Source organism: Variovorax multivorans (assembly GCF_051216835.1).
Classification (GTDB): Bacteria; Pseudomonadota; Gammaproteobacteria; order Burkholderiales; family Burkholderiaceae_C; genus Variovorax.
The window spans coordinates 476918-491266 of record NZ_JBPJZL010000002.1 but is presented as its reverse complement, the minus strand read 5'-3'; the positions used below and the strand labels follow the sequence as shown (position 1 = coordinate 491266).

General features: G+C 66.0%; 14 protein-coding genes. 3 read left to right on the top strand and 11 right to left on the bottom strand.

The window, feature by feature from the left end:
* Positions 1-10 precede the first annotated feature (10 nt).
* From ACSFCA_RS05875 to ACSFCA_RS05850, 6 genes are all read right to left on the bottom strand, one after another.
* On the bottom strand, positions 11-853 hold the full coding sequence (locus ACSFCA_RS05875) for an ABC transporter permease (RefSeq protein WP_435458924.1): 843 nt from the start codon (positions 851-853) through the stop codon (positions 11-13).
* A gap of 16 nt (positions 854-869) precedes the next feature.
* The gene (locus ACSFCA_RS05870; RefSeq protein WP_435458923.1) at positions 870-1880 is read right to left on the bottom strand and encodes an ABC transporter substrate-binding protein; all 1011 of its coding nucleotides are present in this window, start codon (positions 1878-1880) and stop codon (positions 870-872) included.
* 53 nt (positions 1881-1933) lie between these two features.
* Positions 1934-2956 carry a LacI family DNA-binding transcriptional regulator gene (locus tag ACSFCA_RS05865; protein ID WP_258350856.1) on the bottom strand — a complete coding sequence of 341 codons (1023 nt, stop codon included), beginning with the start codon at positions 2954-2956 and terminating at the stop codon, positions 1934-1936.
* Positions 2957-3101: 145 nt separating this feature from the next.
* The gene (gene lspA / locus ACSFCA_RS05860) at positions 3102-3617 is read right to left on the bottom strand and encodes a signal peptidase II (protein WP_093048934.1); all 516 of its coding nucleotides are present in this window, start codon (positions 3615-3617) and stop codon (positions 3102-3104) included.
* Positions 3617-6466 (bottom strand): isoleucine--tRNA ligase, encoded by a 2850-nt coding sequence (gene ileS / locus ACSFCA_RS05855; RefSeq protein WP_435458922.1) that lies wholly within the window; start codon positions 6464-6466, stop codon positions 3617-3619. Before ileS ends, lspA begins: the two co-directional genes overlap by 1 nt.
* A gap of 122 nt (positions 6467-6588) precedes the next feature.
* Positions 6589-7626: a bifunctional riboflavin kinase/FAD synthetase gene (locus ACSFCA_RS05850; protein ID WP_435458921.1), complete on the bottom strand. Its 1038-nt coding sequence runs from the start codon at positions 7624-7626 to the stop codon at positions 6589-6591.
* A gap of 165 nt (positions 7627-7791) precedes the next feature.
* On the opposite strand from ACSFCA_RS05850, the gene ACSFCA_RS05845 reads away from it, so the two are divergent.
* Complete coding sequence (locus ACSFCA_RS05845) at positions 7792-8352, top strand: HNH endonuclease (protein WP_093048940.1); 561 nt, start codon at positions 7792-7794, stop codon at positions 8350-8352.
* Between the two features lie 2 nt (positions 8353-8354).
* Here the strand turns inward: ACSFCA_RS05845 and ACSFCA_RS05840 are convergent, their stop codons facing one another.
* The 4 genes from ACSFCA_RS05840 to ACSFCA_RS05825 all read right to left on the bottom strand — a co-directional run bounded on the left by ACSFCA_RS05840 (position 8355) and on the right by ACSFCA_RS05825 (position 12926).
* The gene (locus tag ACSFCA_RS05840) at positions 8355-9143 is read right to left on the bottom strand and encodes an enoyl-CoA hydratase (protein ID WP_435458920.1); all 789 of its coding nucleotides are present in this window, start codon (positions 9141-9143) and stop codon (positions 8355-8357) included.
* 13 nt (positions 9144-9156) lie between these two features.
* Positions 9157-10521, bottom strand: a complete 1365-nt coding sequence (locus tag ACSFCA_RS05835) for an alpha/beta fold hydrolase (RefSeq protein WP_435458919.1) — start codon at positions 10519-10521, stop codon at positions 9157-9159.
* Positions 10522-10616: 95 nt separating this feature from the next.
* Positions 10617-11732 carry an acyl-CoA dehydrogenase family protein gene (locus ACSFCA_RS05830; protein WP_258350851.1) on the bottom strand — a complete coding sequence of 372 codons (1116 nt, stop codon included), beginning with the start codon at positions 11730-11732 and terminating at the stop codon, positions 10617-10619.
* A 12-nt stretch (positions 11733-11744) separates the two neighbouring features.
* Positions 11745-12926 (bottom strand): acyl-CoA dehydrogenase family protein, encoded by a 1182-nt coding sequence (locus ACSFCA_RS05825; RefSeq protein WP_435458918.1) that lies wholly within the window; start codon positions 12924-12926, stop codon positions 11745-11747.
* 132 nt (positions 12927-13058) lie between these two features.
* On the opposite strand from ACSFCA_RS05825, the gene purN reads away from it, so the two are divergent.
* Positions 13059-13655 (top strand): phosphoribosylglycinamide formyltransferase, encoded by a 597-nt coding sequence (gene purN, locus ACSFCA_RS05820; protein ID WP_435458917.1) that lies wholly within the window; start codon positions 13059-13061, stop codon positions 13653-13655.
* A gap of 37 nt (positions 13656-13692) precedes the next feature.
* Complete coding sequence (locus tag ACSFCA_RS05815; protein ID WP_435458916.1) at positions 13693-14007, top strand: I78 family peptidase inhibitor; 315 nt, start codon at positions 13693-13695, stop codon at positions 14005-14007.
* A gap of 69 nt (positions 14008-14076) precedes the next feature.
* Here the strand turns inward: ACSFCA_RS05815 and ACSFCA_RS05810 are convergent, their stop codons facing one another.
* Positions 14077-14310, bottom strand: coding sequence for a DUF1653 domain-containing protein (locus tag ACSFCA_RS05810; protein WP_258350847.1), 234 nt, complete (start codon positions 14308-14310; stop codon positions 14077-14079).
* Positions 14311-14349: the final 39 nt, after the last annotated feature.

Genomic DNA, 14349 nt, shown 5'->3' with positions numbered 1-14349 from the left:
TGCGTAGGCCTCAGCGTGCGACGGGATTCGCGCCGAAGCGACGCGCCACGAACAGCACCAGCCAGGTCACGATGCCCAGCGAGATCGACAGCGACGTGGCGAGCGCGAAGTTGGCGTAGTTGGTGAACTCGTTGTAGATGGTGATCGGGATCACCTCGAACTTGCTGGCCAGCGTGAAGGCCGTGCCGAAGGCGCCCATCGACGTGGCGAACAGGATGGCGCCGCAGGCCAGCGTGGTGGGCGCGAGCTCGGGCATCCACACGTCGCGCGCCACGCGCAGCCGCGAGGCACCGAGCGAACGCGCCGCTTCTTCGAACTGCGTGTTCATCGACTCGGCCGCCGCTGCATAGGTGGCAATGGCGCGCGGCAGCGAGAAATAAAGGTACGCCAGAAACAGCCCGAGCAGGCCGTAGGCGAAGGTGATGCGCTCGCCGAACAGACTGTCGCCGATGTCGGCCACCACGCCTTGCCGCCCGCCCAGCAGGATCACGAAGAAGCCGATGATCACGCCCGGAAACGACAGCGGCAGCGTGAGCAGCGACAGCAGCACGCGCTTGCCGATGAAGGCATGGCGTGCGAGGTAGATGCCCACCGCCGCGCCCAGTACCAGCGTGGCCAGCGTCACGGCCACAGAGAGCGCGACCGTGTTGGCCATGCTCGTGAGGTAACGCGCGTCGGTCAGCACGGCGAAGTAGGTGGCCCAGCCTTTGTCGGCCGGCAGCGTGAGCAGGCGCACCACCGGCAGCAGCCAGAAGGCCGCGAAGAAGGCGGCCGCGGGCGCGACGCAGGCCAGCAGGCGCCAGCGCGGGTTCCAGGCGTTGGAAGAAGCGTTGGAGATGGTGGCTTGCGTCATCGCTTGTGGCGTCCGCTCAGCGGACTTCCTTCAGGTACTCGTCGGAGAAGGCGCGCTGCGCTGCGGCCATGCGGCCGTAGTCCACGCTCTTGGCGCGGGCGTATTCGCTCGCGGGCAGGAACTGCGCCTCGATGTCCTTGGGCATCGCATTGGCGCGCACCGGCCGCAGGTAGGCCTTGGCCCAGATCGCCTGGCCTTCGTCGGACAGCGTGAAGTCGAGCACCTTCTTCGCGTCGGCCGCGTGCGGGGCCTTGGCGACCAGGCTCATCACGTAGGGCACTGCCAGCGTGCCTTCGCTCGGGATCACGAAGGCGACGTTGGCCTTGTCCTTGTACTTGGCGCGGTAGGCGTTGAAATCGTAGTCGAGCAGGATCGCGATTTCGCCCGACAGCACGCGCGCGTACGAGGTCTGCTTCGGCACGATGGGCTCGTTCTTCTGCAGTGCCTTGAAGTAGTCGATGGCCGGCTTGAAGTTGTCGAGCGTGCCGCCGCGCGCTTCGTTCACAGCAACTGCACCCACGTATCCGACGAAGGCCGAGGCCGGGTCGAGATAGCCGATCAGGCCCTTGTACTCGGGCTTGAGCAGGTCGGCCCACGACTTCGGAATCGGCTTGCCCTTGAGCGCGTCGACGTTGACCATGAAGCCGAGCGTGCCCGAGTGGATGGTGAACCAGTTGCCGGCCGGGTCCTTCAGGCCGTCGGGAATGTCTTTCCATGCGGCCGGCTTGTAGGGCTCGACCAGGCCGTCCTTGGCCGCCTGCACCGCGAAGGTCACGCCGAGGTAAGTGACGTCGGCCACGGGGCTGGCCTTCTCGGCCGCCATCTGAGCGAGCGACTGGCCCGAGTTCTTGTTGTCGGGCGGCACGGTGATGCCGGTCTTGGCCTTGATGGCCTTCAGCTGCGTGCCCCAGTCGGCCCATTCGGTCGGGCAGTTGTAGCAAATGGCGGTCTGCGCCATGGCGCTGCCGGCGACGAGCGTGGCGGCGAGCAGGCCGAGGCGGGCCATGCGGTGGAAGCGAAGAGACATGATGAAGAAGCTCCTTGGATGGATGTAGGCAAAGAACGAGAGAAGGGTCGGGGTCAGGAAATTGCGGCGTTGTTGTCGTCTTCGTGCACTGAAGCGCACGACTCGCCGTCTCGGAAGGCATGGGGAAGCAGCAGGCTTGCATCGGCCTGCAGCGTGGCGCCGCCGGCCATGGCCTGGATCAGCAACTCGACGCTGTGGCGGCCGATGTCGCTGTTGGGTTGGGTGATGGTGGTGAGCGCGGGCGTGAGGTCTTCACCGAGTGCGATGCCGTCGAAGCCGACGACGCTGAGGTCGCCAGGCACCGACAGGCCGCTGAGGTGCGCGGCGCGGATGCTGCGAATGGCCAGCAGGTCGTTGGAGCAGATCAGCGCGGTGGGGCGGTTGCGCGCCTGCAGCTGGCTGGAGAGTGCATCGACAGCTGTTTCGACGAAGGGCACTTCGATGAGTGCGGGCGCGGCGAGCCCGGCCTCGGCCATGCCCTTCAGGTAGCCGCGATAGCGCTGCTGCGCGCGGTCCGACGCGGCGAGCGTGCCGCTGACCATGGCGATGCGGCGGTGGCCCAGCAGCACGAGGCGCGTGACCGCGTCGGCAACCGCGCCTTCGCTGTCGACCGACACGCAAGGGTGGTCCGGGTGCCGGTTGTAGGCGAGCACATAGGGCACGCCGGCTGACTGGAGACGGGGCAGGGCGGCCGAGGTGGAAGGGTTCGACACCACGAGGATCAGCCCGTCGACATTGCCGGCGAGCAGTAGACGCACGGCGCGCTCTTCTTCGTCGAGCTTGTAGCCCGTAGTGACGGGAATGATCGCGTAGCCACCCGCGACGGCCGCGCGCGCGATGCCCTGCAGGCATTCGGCGAAGGTCGGGTTCAGGAGCGTGGGCAGCACCACGCCGAGCACGCGGCTGCGCTGGGTGCGCAAGGTGCGCGCGCTGGCGTTCGGCACGTAATTGAGTTCGCGCGCTACGCGCTCCACCAACTCGCGCGTGGCGGGCGTCACCTTGCCGGGAAAGTTGAAGGCGCGCGAGACGGTGGCCACGGAGACCCCGGCTTTGGCTGCAACGGCTTGAATGCTCATCGTGCGGTGTTCATGTAATCGATTACATTGAACCGCAGCAGTATGACTTTGTTATGACATCGCAAGAAGGCGGGAGAAACCCTCGGGGCTTTGCGAAGATGGACCGCCCCAAAGAAGAAGGGGCCCATCGGGCCCCTGAGAAAACTTACTTGCCCCGGCGAACCCGTCGGATCTCATCCAGGATCAAGCAGATAGCCCCGAGCGTGATCGCACTGTCCGCAGCATTGAAAGCCGGGAAGTACCAGTTTCCCGCATGAAAGCTCAGAAAGTCGACGACATAGCCGTGCATCATCCGGTCGACCACGTTCCCGATGGCCCCGCCCAGGATGCAGGCCATGGCGAACGAGAACAGCTTCTGCCCTGCGTGCGACTTCAGCATCCACACGATGAACACCGCGGCCGCCACGCCGATGATCGTGAACAGCCAGCGCTGCCACCCCGAGTGATCCGCGAGGAATGAAAAAGCCGCTCCCGTGTTGTGCGCACGCACGACGTTGAAGAAGCTCGTCACGTAGGTCGCGTCGCCGAGCTTGTAGTAGCCCAGGATCAGCGTCTTGGTGAACTGGTCGATGATCACGATGATCACCGCCAGCCCGAGCCACGGCCAGATGCTGCCGCCGCGCGAACGCGATGCAGAAGACATGGAGCGGGTGGCGGCCATCAGGCAACGCTCCGCGATTCGCCGGCGCCGAACAGGTTGCTCGTGCAGCGCCCGCAGATCGTCGGGTGTGCCGCATCGTGGCCCACGTCGTCGCGGTAGTGCCAGCAGCGCTCGCACTTCTGCGCGGCGCTTGGCGTTACCACCGTCGACAGCGCTTCACCGGCGGCCAGTGCAATGGCCGAGGTGATGAAGACGAACTTCAGGTCGTCGCCCAGCGAGCCCAGCAGCGCGAAGTCGTCGGCAGGCGCCGTCAGCTGCAGATTGGCCTGCAGCGACGAGCCGACCTTGCCTTCGGCGCGCACCGCTTCGATGTCCTTGTTCACCGCGTCGCGGATCTCGCGGATGCGGCTCCACTTGGCCAGCAGGGCTTCGTCGGGCGCGGCGAACTGGCTGTAGGTCTGCGCGAAGATCGATTCGCCCGGCTTGCCGGTGCTCACGAACTTCCAGGCTTCCTCGGCCGTGAAGCTCAGGAACGGTGCCATCCAGCGCAGCATGGCTTGCGAGATGTGCCACAGCGCCGTTTGCGCACTGCGGCGAGCCAGCGAGCCCGGGGCCGTCGTGTAGAGCCGGTCCTTCAGGATGTCGAGGTAGAAGCCGCCCAGGTCTTCCGAGCAGTAGATCTGCAGCTTGGCCACCACCGGGTGGAACTCGTACACCTTGTAGTGCGCGAGGACCTCGGCCTGGAACTGCGCAGCGCGCGACAGCGCATAGCGGTCGATCTCGAACAGCTGGTCGAGCGGCACCGCATCTTTGGTTGCGTCGAAGTCGCTCGTGTTCGCGAGCAGGAAGCGCAGCGTGTTGCGGATGCGGCGGTATGCATCGACCACGCGCGCCAGGATCTTGTCGTCGCCCGCGATGTCGCCTGAGTAGTCGCTCGCGGCCACCCACAGGCGGATGATTTCCGAACCCAGCTTGTTGCTGATTTCCTGTGGATCGATGCCGTTCTTGAGCGACTTGCTCATCTTGATGCCCTTGGCATCGACCGTGAAGCCGTGCGTCAGCAGGCCCCGGTACGGCGCGCGGTCTTCCAGCGCGCAGGCGATCAGCAACGACGAGTGGAACCACCCGCGATGCTGGTCGTGGCCTTCGAGGTACAGGTCGGCTTCCGGCCCCGTGTCGTGGTGCACGGTGGGGTGCGTGCCGCGCAGCACGTGAGAGAAGGTCGAGCCCGAGTCGAACCACACCTCGAGGATGTCGGTGCTCTTCGTGTAGTGCGGCGCGTCTTCGGCGCCGAGGATTTCCTCGACCGTGGCGCGGCTCCAGGCTTCGATACCGCCCTTTTCGACGATGTCTGCAGCCTGGTCGATGATTTCCATCGTGCGCGGATGCAGCTCGCCCGAATCCTTGTGCAGGAAGAACGGGATCGGCACGCCCCAGCTGCGCTGGCGGCTGATGCACCAGTCGGGCCGCCCGGCGATCATGTCGTGCAGGCGCGCCTTGCCGTTCTCCGGATAGAAGCTGGTCTGCTCGATGGCGTCGAGTGCTGTCTGGCGCAGCGTCTTGGGCGCCTTGTCCTTGGTGAACACGCCTTCGCCTTCGTCCATGCGGATGAACCACTGCGCCGCGGCGCGGTAGATCACCGGCGTCTTGTGGCGCCAGCAGTGCGGGTAGCTGTGCGTGATGGTCTCGGTGGTCAGCAGGCGGTTGGCATCGCGCAGCGCGGCGATGATTTCCGGCACGGCCTTCCAGATGTTCTGGCCGCCGAACAGCGGGAAGTCGGCCGCGTAGCTGCCGTTGCCCTGCACCGGGTTCAGGATGTCGTCGTATGCCACGCCGTGGGCGATGCAGGAGTTGAAGTCGTCCAGGCCGTAGGCGGGCGAGGAATGGACCAGGCCCGTGCCGTCGGTGGCGGTGGCGTAGTCGGCCAGGTACACGGGCGACAGGCGCTTGTAGCCCGCGTCGGCGTCGTACAGCGGGTGCTCGAATTCGAGCCCGCCGAGCTTCTCGCCCTTGACCGTGGCCAGCACCTTGCCGTCGAGCGCATAGCGCGTCATGCACATCTCGACCAGCGAGTTGGCCAGGATCAGCAGGCCGCGCTCGGTATCGACCAGCGAGTACTCGAGGTCGGGGTTGAGGTTGATCGCCTGGTTGGCCGGGATGGTCCACGCGGTGGTGGTCCAGATCACGGCGAAGATGTCGCCGAGGATCGTGTGGTCGGTGCCGAAGGCCTTGAGCACCTTCTCGCGCTCATGTGCCTTGAAGGCCACGTCGACGGTCTGGCTCTTCTTGTCGGCGTATTCGATTTCGAACTCGGCCAGCGAGGAGCCGCAATCGAAGCACCAGTACACCGGCTTCAGGCCGCGGTAGACAAAACCGCGCTCGATCACGCGCTTGAACGCGCGCAGCTCGCCGGCTTCGTTGGCGAAGTCCATCGTCTTGTAGGGATGGTCCCACTCGCCCAGCACGCCCAGGCGCTGGAAGTCGACCATCTGCTGGGCGATCTGCTCGGTGGCGAAGGCGCGACTCTTGGCCTGCATCTCGTCGCGGCTCAGGTTGCGTCCGTACTGCTTTTCGATGGCGTTCTCGATCGGCAGGCCGTGGCAGTCCCAGCCGGGCACGTAGAGCGCGTCGTAGCCTTCGAGCTGGCGCGCCTTGGTGATCATGTCCTTCAGGATCTTGTTCACCGCGTGGCCCATGTGGATCTGGCCGTTGGCGTACGGCGGGCCGTCGTGCAGGATGAACTTGGGCGCGCCGTGGCGGGCGTCACGCAGGCGGTGGTAGCGGCCTTCGTCGTTCCATTCCTTCACCCAGCCCGGTTCGCGCTTGGGCAGGTCGCCGCGCATCGGGAAGGGGGTGTCGGGCAGGTTCAGCGTGGAACGGTAATCTTTGGGGGAAGCAGCGTCAGACATGTTGGGGTGCGAAACAGGGGGCTTCGACAGGCTCAGCCCGAACTGCATGAAGCGTGTCGGTGCGGAAGGTAAAGCCGTTCGCCCTGAGCTTGTCGAAGGGCGGCAGCACGGTGCGTGCAGGGCTAAATTCGGTCGCGCGTGGTCTGGCGGTGGGTTTCGGCGTGGGTCGATGCAAAGAATGCGCGCGCGTCGCGGCCATCCTTCGCGATGCCCGCAGTAAGGGCCTCGAGGCTGGTGTAGCGCAATTCGTCGTGCAGTTTGTGCAGAAGTTCCACGCGGACGATTTTACCGTAGGCCCCTTCGGCGCCCAGATGGGAGGGCCACTCGAGGCAATGGGTCTCCAGCAAAACGCGTCCGGCGTTGACGTCGTTGGCGTCCAGCGAGGGGCGCACGCCGAGGTTCGCCACGCCCGGCAGCGGCTGGTCAGCCAGGCCGTGCACCAGCACTGCGAAGATGCCGTTGGCGGCCGGCTTCCAGTGCTTGAAGCGCAGGTTGAGGGTGCGGAAGCCGTCGTCCTTGCCTGGCGCCGAAGCGCCCAGCGCCCGGCCCAGCTTGCGGCCATGGACCACATGGCCGGAGATGGTGTACGGCCGCCCGAGCAGTGTCTGGGCGTCGGCCATGCGGCCTTCGGCCAGCGCCTCGCGCACGGCGGAACTCGAAACCCGCAGGCCGTGCACTTCGTAGCTGTTCATGCGCGCCACGTCGAAGCCACGGGCATCGCCGGCCGCGTCGAGCATGGCGTAGTCGCCGGCCCGCTTGGCGCCGAAGCGGAAGTCGTCGCCCACCAGCACGTAGCGCGCGCCCAGGCCGTCGATCAGCACGTTCTGGATGAATTCCTCGGGTGACCGGGAGGCCAGCCGGCCGTCGAATGGCAGCACGATGGTCTGCGCCACGCCGCAGGCAGCCAGCTCGCTGAGCTTGTCTCGCAGCGTGCCGATGCGCGCCGGCGCCAGGTCGGGCTTCTTCGTGATTGCGGCGAAATAGTCGCGCGGGTGGGGCTCGAAGGTGAGCACGCAACTCGGCAGCCCGCGCTGGCGGGCCTCGGTCTGCAAGAGCGCGAGCATGGCCTGGTGGCCGCGGTGCACGCCGTCGAAATTGCCAATGGTGAGGGCGCAGGCAGGAGCTACGCCCGGGTGCCGGAAGCCGCGAAAAACCTGCATCGGTGAGTATCTTTTTGATAGCGCCTTTCGCCCGTCAAATGGGCGAATCAGGCCGATTTGTCACAAAGCCGGTATATTGTGACGTAGTGCGTTGATTGGCGTGGCCTCCAATGTGCTCCGTGTCCCTGGTCTTTCCGTGTTCTCTCACTTTTCGAGGAGGCGTGTGTGAAGGTCTTGAAGCTGTCGGCCCAAGGGCTGCCCCAGTCATGGATTTCGCTGGAACAGGCGGTGATCCACTACGCGGCGGACGAAGTTCGCTGGGAAGTGGGCGCGCAGGTGGCGGTGTTCCGTGGCGGCCACAATGCGATCACGGGCGAGCAGTCGCAGATTGCGATCAACAGCATCATCGGCACCAAGGGCGTGCCGCGCATCAACCCCTTCGCGCAGCGGCCCGGGCTCACCAACAGCAAGCTTTTCTCGCGCGACCGCAACATCTGCGCGTACTGCGGCGGGCATTTCCACGAAGACGAGCTCACGCGCGAGCACATCATTCCATTCGCCCAGAAGGGCATCGACACCTGGATGAACGTGGTCACGGCCTGCAAGCCGTGCAACCACCGCAAGAGCAGCCGTACGCCGGAGCAGGCGAACATGCCGCTGCTGTATGCGCCCTACGTGCCCAGCCTCTGGGAAGATTTCATTCTGCGAAACAGGCGCATCCTGGCCGACCAGATGGAATTCCTGATGGCGCATCTGCCGCAAAGCTCGCGGCTGCACGACACTTAGCTTCAGCGCTTCCAGTCGGGCGGGCGCTTCTCGATGAAGGCCTGAACGCCTTCGAGTGCGCTCTCGTCCATCATGTTGCAGGCCATGGTCTGGCTGGCGTCGGCCAGCGCGGCCTCGATGCCGGTTTCGAGCTGGCGGTAGAACAGGGCCTTGCCCAGTGCAAGCGCCTGGCGGGGCTTGGCGACGATGCTGGCCACCAGCGCCTCGACCGCAGCGTCGAGTTCTCCGGGCGGTGCCACCCGGTTGACCAGCCCCTTTTCGCGCGCTTCCTGCGCGTTGATGAATTCCCCCGTCACCAGCATCTCGAAGGCTTCCTTGCGGCCGAGATTGCGCGAGAGCGTGACGCTCGGCGTGGCGCAGAACAGCCCCACGTTCACGCCGCTGACCGCAAAGCGCGCCTCGCTCGAGGCCACAGCCAGATCGCAGACCGCGACCAGCTGGCAGCCCGCCGCCGTCGCGATGCCGTGCACGCGCGCAATCACTGGCACGGGGAGCTTCTGGATCGACAGCATCATCGCGCCGCAGCGTTCGAACAGCTGCTGGTAGTAGCCAAGCGAAGGTTCCGCGCGCATTTCCTTCAGGTCGTGGCCGGCGCAGAAGGCCTTGCCCGCCGCAGCGATGACGACGGCGCGCACGGTTTCGTCGGCCGCGATCTCGCCGAGCGCCTGTTCGAGCGCGCCCAGCATGCCTTCGGAGAGCGCGTTGAACGAGGCCGGCCGGTTCAGCGTCAGCGTGACCACGTCGCGCTCGTCGCGTGCCTGCAGGACGAAGGGGGTGCCTGTGTCGGTCATGGCCGCCTGTGCCTCAATAGGTCAGCTCGAGCACGGTCGTGTGTTCGCTCGTGGCCGGCCAGGTCAGGCCCGTGATGCGCTCGCCGTTGAACTCACCGCTCACAGCGCGCGGCGCGCCGCCGCCCTCGATGCGCAGCCGCGATGTCGACACGCCCGACCCCTTCGGCGGCACGCCGGCGGGCGGGCTCTTGCCGTCGAAGCGCATGGTGTCGCGCTGCGCATCGAAGTAGCCACGCGGGCGCGTGAACACGACGACGGCGCTGGCCCCGTTGTCGGCGGGTATGACGCGCTCCGGCCGCAGGTTCACGACGCTGCTGCTGCGCGGGAACGGGCTGCGGTAGATGTGCGTGGTGCCGTAGCTGGGAGTGGCCAGGACGAACTCGTAGGCTGCGTCGCCGCGCGCCTTGAAAGGGCCCCAGCGACCATCGGCGCCGACTGACTTGGTGAAGACGGCTTCGCCGAGTCGCGCGCCAGTAGCTGGGTCGACGGCGTATACGGTCACCTTCGCACCGTTCAGCGAAAGGTTTTCCGCGCCGATTGCACGGCCGTTGAGCACCACATCCGCCTCCGCCGCGACATCCGTGCTGCGCGGCGCCTGACCCGTCAAAAATTGCCACGTCGCAGCGAACGCGGCGGGCGAGAACGAAGTCTCGCGGTGGTCGACGCGCGGCAGCACGATGTTGGTCGCACCCTTGAGCGCTGGCCCGTCGAAGCCGATGTTGGTCGGCTTGCCGGGCGCGCCGATCCACACGCCGTCAGGCTGTGCGTACTTGTCGTTGTTGTCGGAGCGCAGGGTCATCCATTTAACGCCCGGCGTGACTTCCTCGCCATTCGGTCCCTTCGGCGCATTGAGTTGCTGCATGAAGCCCGACAGCCCCGAGAACTCGTTGTTCTCGCGGAAGCCCTTCACCGCCCAGATGCCGTGCGCTGGATTGCCGCCCAGCACCACATGGCTCACCACTGCCGCGCCACCGCCGTTCTGCACGTAGTTGCGGATGGTGTTGCCGCCCCGCGAGTTGCCGATCAGCACGACCTTGCTGGCGCCCGTTGCCTTCAGCACCTTGTCGACTTCGGCCTTGAGGAATACCGCCGACTCGCCGGTCGAGCTGCGCCCGGGCTGGGCCACGGCGTCGTCGTCGCGCGCGACCGGATTGGGTTGGTCGACCGTGAAGAGCCGGTCGCGCGGCCAGCCGTTCGACTCGAAGCGCCAGATCGTCGTTTGCCAGAGCGCGGCCGAGTCGCCGTTGCCGTGCATGAACACGATGGGCGGGCGCTCTGTGTACGAAGGCGTTGGGGAGGTGGCGCAGGCGGTCAGCATGACGGTGGCGGCTGTCCCTGTGACGGCCATGGCAAGAAGAAGGGTGCGGCGGGATTGCATGTTTCGTTCCTGGGTTCCTGGAGTTTTGGGTTCCAAGTGAAAACGCCCGCCGGCGCGAAGGCGGGCGGGCGTTGGATGCTAGGGGAAAAAGTCCGTCAGGCGAAGACGCCAGCCGTGTCCTGCATGCGAGCCGACACTTCACCCAGATGGTGCAGCGTGTCGCCGAAGGTCATTTCCATCTGCGTGAGCTTGCGGAAGTAGTGGCTGCCGATGTATTCGTCGGTCACCCCGATGCCGCCGTGCAGCTGCACCGAGTTGGCGGCGACGTAGCGCATCGACGTACCCAACTGGTACTTGGCGCGGGCCAGCGCCTGGCGGCGCTCGTCGGCCGGGGCGTTGAGCTTGAGCGTCGCGTAGTAGCTCATCGAGCGCGCGAGTTCGAGCTGCATCTTCATGTCGGCGACGCGGTGGCGCAGCGCCTGAAAGGTGGAGATGGTCACGCCGAACTGCTTGCGCTGGTTCATGTAGTCGATGGTGACGGCCACGGTCTTGTCCATCACGCCGACCGCTTCGGCGCAGGTGGCGGCAATGCCGACGTCCACGGCGTACTCGAGCGCGGCCAGGCCGTCGAGCGTTACCAGCGTGGCGTCGGCCTTGTCGAACACCACTTCGGCTGCACGTGCGCCGTCCTGCGTGCCGTAGCCGCGGGCTTCGACGCCGCTGGCGCTGCGCTCGACCAGGAAGAGGGCGATCTTGCCGTCGACCTTGGCGGGCACGAGATAAGCGTCGGCTTCGTCGCCGACGGGCACCACGCTCTTGGCGCCGTTCAACGACCAGCCGGTGCCGGCCTTTGCTGCGTGGGCGTCGCACACGTCGAGGCGGTAGCGTGCCTTGCGCTCCTGGTACGCCAGCACCACGATGGCCTGGCCGCCCGCGATGCGCGGCAGCCAGCTGTCCTTGGTGTCGGCAGCGGCATAGCCGCTGAGCACCGCGCCGGCGATCAGCGTCTGCGCGAAGGGCTCCAGCACGATGCCGCGGCCCAGCTCTTCCATCACGACCATGCCGGCCACCGGGCCCATGCCCAGGCCGCCGTCGTCTTCGCTGATGTACAGGCCGCCCAGGCCGAGCTCGGCCAGTTCGTCCCAGGCCTCGCGCGAGAAACCGCCCTTGGCCTCGATGCCGCGGCGGCGCTCGAAGTCATAGCCCTTGTCGACCCACTTGCGAACGGCGTCGCGCAGTTGTTCCTGGTCGTCGGAAAAATTGAAATCCATGTGCGTGTCTCCTCAGCCCAGAACCGTCTGCGCGACGATGTTGCGTTGCACTTCGTTCGAGCCACCGTAGATGGTGGTCTTGCGCATGTTGAAGAAGGTCGACGTCAGCGGCGCGAGCGCCGGGTTGCCGCCCGGGAAATTGCCTTGCCAGCCGGCCTCCATCGCCTCGCGGATCAGCGGCAGCGAGTACGGGCCGCCGGCCAGCATCATCAGTTCGCTGTAGCGCTGCTGGATCTCGCTGCCGCGGATCTTGAGCAGGCCGGCCACGTCGAGCGAGTTCTTGCCCGAGGTGGCTGCCGACAGCACGCGCAGCACCATCATCTCGAGCGCGACGATGTCGACTTCGAGCTTGGCGATCTCGTCGCGGAAGCGCTGGTCTTCGTAGACGCCTTCGCTCCTGGCGATGCGCTTGAGGCGCTCGAGCTCGCGCTTGGCGCGGTTCACGTCGGCGATGTTGGTGCGTTCGTGCGAGAGCAGGTGCTTGGCGTAGGTCCAGCCCTTGTTCTCTTCGCCGATCAGGTTCTCGGCGGGCACTTCGACGTTGTCGAAGAACACTTCGTTCACTTCATGGCCGCCGTCGAGCAGCTTGATCGGGCGCACGGTGACGCCGGGCGACTTCATGTCGAGCAGCAGGAAGCTGATACCGGTCTGGGGCTTGCCTTCGTTGCTGGTGCGCACGAGGTTGAACATCCAGTCGCCGTACTGGCCGAGCGTGGTCCAGGTCTTCTGGCCGTTGACGATGTACTTGTCGCCTTTGCGCTCGGCCTTGGTCTTGACCGAGGCGAGGTCGGAGCCCGAACCGGGTTCGCTGTAGCCCTGGCTCCACCAGACTTCGCCGCTGGCGATGCCGGGGAGGAAGCGCTTCTGCTGCTCGGCATTGCCGAAGGCCATGATCACCGGCGCGACCATCACGGGGCCGAACGGGACAATGCGCGGTGCGCCGGCGAGGGCGGTTTCTTCTTCGAACAGGTGGCGCTGCACGGCGGTCCAACCCGGGCCGCCGAACTCGGTGGGCCAGCCGTAGCCCAGCCAGCCCTTCTTGCCGAGGATCTTGGCCCAGCCTTGCAGATCGTCGCGCGTCAGTTCGAGCGCGTTGTGCACCTTGTGCGAAATCTCCTTGGGGAGGTTTTCTTTGACCCAGGCGCGAACCTCTTCGCGGAACTTCTGTTCTTCGGGTGTGAAGCTCAAATCCATGCGTGCCTCGCTGTGTTGATCGGTTCACCGCAGACGCGGTGTGTCTCCGGAACTGCGAGTTTTAGCACGGTCGTGCTGTGATCTGGTGTCCGCGCGGCGACAAGACACGCGCCACGGATAATCCCGCCTCCCATGAAGAACATCGTGATCCTGATCTCCGGCGGCGGCTCCAACATGGCGGCCATCGTGCGCGCCGCCGGGCGCGACCGCTGGGCCGAGCGTTTCGGCGCGCGCATTGCAGCGGTAGTGAGCAACAAGGCCGAGGCCGGCGGGCTGGCGATTGCCAAGGCCCACGGCATCGACACCGCGGTGGTCCCGCACAAGGACTTCGCTTCCCGCGAGGCCTTCGACGAGGCGCTGGCGAAGGTAGTCGACGGCTACGCGCCGGCGCTGGTGGTGCTGGCGGGGTTCATGCGCATCCTGACGCCGGGCTTCGTCGGCCGCTATGCCGGTCGGTTGGTGAACATCCATCCCTCGCTGCTGCCGGCGTTTCCGGGGCTCCACACGCATCAGCGCGCCATCGAGGCGGGCTGCAAGGTGGCGGGTGTGACGGTCCACCAGGTGACCACCGAACTCGACCACGGGCCGATCCTGGCGCAGGCCGTCGTGCCGGTGCTGCCCGATGACACCGCGGCCACCCTGGCCGGGCGGGTCCTGGCGCAGGAGCATCTGTTGTATCCGCGTGCCATCGCCGGATGGTTGTCAGATACATCGAGTCACAAACCTTAAAGTTGTTTATATTCGCGGGTTTTCGGGAGTCCAGAAAGTGAAAACCAAATCGTTGCTGTTGGCCGTTGCCGGCGCTGCCCTGATGGCGGGCTGTGCTGCTCCGGCGCCCGCGCCCGCCCCGGCACCTGCGCCGCCGCCTGAACCGGTCTACCAATGCAACGCAGATGGCGCCCGCTTTGCCGTAGGCCAGCCGCTGACGCCCCAGCTCGAAGCTGCTGCCCGCGTGCGCTCGGGCGCCGGAGTCGTGCGCGTGCTGAAGCCTGGCGATGCGGCCACGATGGAACTCAACGGCGGCCGGCTCAATCTCGATGTCGACGCCCGCAACCGCGTGACGGACGTCCGCTGCGGTTGAAGGAATGCGGGTTGCTACTAAAAATGTAGCAACCTTTTGAGTCAGGACGGGCGTGCGCAGCCCGACTGACTAGATCGGAATGAATCTTCGCCGGAGCGCGCCGTCAATCTCGACGGTTTCGCCGAACATGGCGGCTGGCCGGACCCAGAGGCCGTGGGCGCCATACAGGGCACGGTACAGCGTCATCGGCTCCAGCGTCTCGCTGTGCCGCACGGTGCCGAGCACTTCGTATTCGCCGCCCTTGTAGTGGCGGTAGCGGCCAAGGGGCGTTTCGATCAGGGGTGGGAGGTCTTCGTCGTTCAACGGGGCTTCTTTCTTCAAAAACTGTCGGGGCTTGATTTG